Source organism: Methanocalculus alkaliphilus, from assembly GCF_024170505.1.
GTDB classification, from domain to species: domain Archaea; phylum Halobacteriota; class Methanomicrobia; order Methanomicrobiales; family Methanocorpusculaceae; genus Methanocalculus; species Methanocalculus alkaliphilus.
In genome coordinates this window covers 1-1,859 of the sequence record NZ_JALJYG010000033.1, presented here as the reverse complement: position 1 = coordinate 1,859, position 1,859 = coordinate 1, and the positions used below count along the sequence as shown (strand labels likewise).

Annotated in this window: 1 protein-coding gene; it reads right to left on the bottom strand. The window is 48.8% G+C overall.

Going from position 1 to position 1,859, the window contains the following annotated elements:
- Nucleotides 1-17 precede the first annotated feature (17 nt).
- Complete coding sequence (locus J2T58_RS11035) at nt 18-1,724, bottom strand: IS1634 family transposase (protein WP_253490027.1); 1,707 nt, start codon at nt 1,722-1,724, stop codon at nt 18-20.
- Between the last annotated feature and the right edge of the window lie 135 nt (nt 1,725-1,859).

Sequence of the window (1,859 nt, the reverse complement as noted above, 5' to 3'; positions counted from 1 at the left end):
GGCCTGACTTTCCGTTTTTATAACCCACTCTGACCCAGCCTTCTCTCCCGGAACAAATCCTTGAACCCCATTGCTTTCAGTTGCTCCGTCATCTTCTCCGTCAGGTTGAGGTACCAGAATGCCGGCTCCTCTCCCGGCCGTACCACCTCGACATACTCAACCCGCTTCAACCGTCGTAACAGTTCATCGAATCCATATTCCCGTTTCTTCTTTGGAACCTGATTCAGATGGTGATCATACACCTTCCGAAGCCAGAGCGCCAGTATGTTCACAAAGAAGATCGCCCGGATCCGATGGTTCTTCCAGTGTCGGACAGGAGCAATTTTCAGATGAGACTTCAGGGTTCTGAACACCTTCTCGACAAAATCCTTCTCCATATACTCATTCACCACCTCGGTTGCCTTCAGGCTGGTGTCAGTCGCATACAGGAGATATTTCCCATCCAGATCAGTCGCCCTGTCGATCGCTGCCTCGTTATACTCCCATGAAATTGCGAACCGTTTCCCATTCTGAAGAATATGTATCGAGAAGAATTCTGCATATGGTCCAAGAATGGCAGCAAGATCCTCCTCAATCTTCTCCTTTGTTGATCGTTTCAGATTCTCGTTATAGACTCGTAACTCTGCATCAAGCTCTGCTAACAGTGCATTTCTCGCATCAAGTACGTCCATCCTCTTTGCATGGTTGACATACACCACCCCGGAACCTTCTCTTCCAAAGAGTGGCCCGTCTGCCTTTGCGGCATACAATGCACTGGTACCGGTTGAACGAACCCGGTGCGTGACTTTCAATGGCACATCAGTCGTCAGAAGAAGAGATCGAGCCTCGTTGGAACTCTTATTCACGCCACAGATAAGGTTCCATCCCAGCGCCTCAATATCCCGAATGGACTCTTCCGAGGTGTTCCCCCGATCCCAGATCAGGCTTCCCGGCTCAAACGAGAGATTAAGCAGCTGCACCAGGAGATCCTTGACCGATGACATGGAGTTGAAGTTCCCAGGGAGTAAAAAGAACGAGACTGGGACTTTATCCCATTTTGAGACGAGAATACAGAGGTTGATCTGCTTCTGATTCGCCTTCTTTGCATTATATCCCTTCTCTCCCAGCTCATCGCCGGAGCCAAAGATCAGAACCGGGGTGAGATCATAGGCAACGATCTCCCTGGATGCATCAGGTAACGGATGAAGCGATCGCCATCGGGTATAGATTTCGTCACAGATCAGGTGACTGAGGTCGGTATATCCATCTGCTGTTGTATCTTTGAAACAGATCCTGTCCAGAGATGAATAGAAGGCATTGTCGGTAAAGTACTCTTCTGGCAGATCCATACGATCAGGAATAGTTGTCGTCTGAACCCATTCGCCGACAAGAGTTGCACTCTCGGGATTGAGTGCTTTATTGATGGCCCACGCAGTGAGGATTTTGCCGGGAGATCGCCCCTCAATTCGCCCCTCCCCGCAGCAGACCTGATCGATAATCTCCGGCATATTCAGGGTGGAACTGGCAATGGACCACATGAGCTCGACATCACCTGCCCGTTTCGAACAATCAGGGTAAAGCGGTGTTTCGGTGTGGGCTGACTTCTTTGGAAGTGGCACTCCTCGTTCATCCCCCTCTTTCCCGAGATATTTGATGAACCTGGTCTTCACCTTTCCATCCTCCCGATATGTTTCATATTGAGCGAGGTATACGGCATCTTTCTTCTTAATCCGCTTGATGTGCATATAAGTTATAATTATAACTCACATATGTATAAAGCTTTCTATCTTATTTGAAGGAGGAAGAGGAAAAACGGCAGAATGTACAACGGGATGGTATGGGGAGAGGAGGATTCGAAGTTAGAAAATCACAAAGTCAGG

What these genes read in the sequence shown, in the direction of transcription:
- J2T58_RS11035 (WP_253490027.1), bottom strand. Translation starts at nt 1,724, where the DNA reads ATGCACATCAAGCGGATTAAGAAGAAAGATGCCGTATACCTCGCTCAA.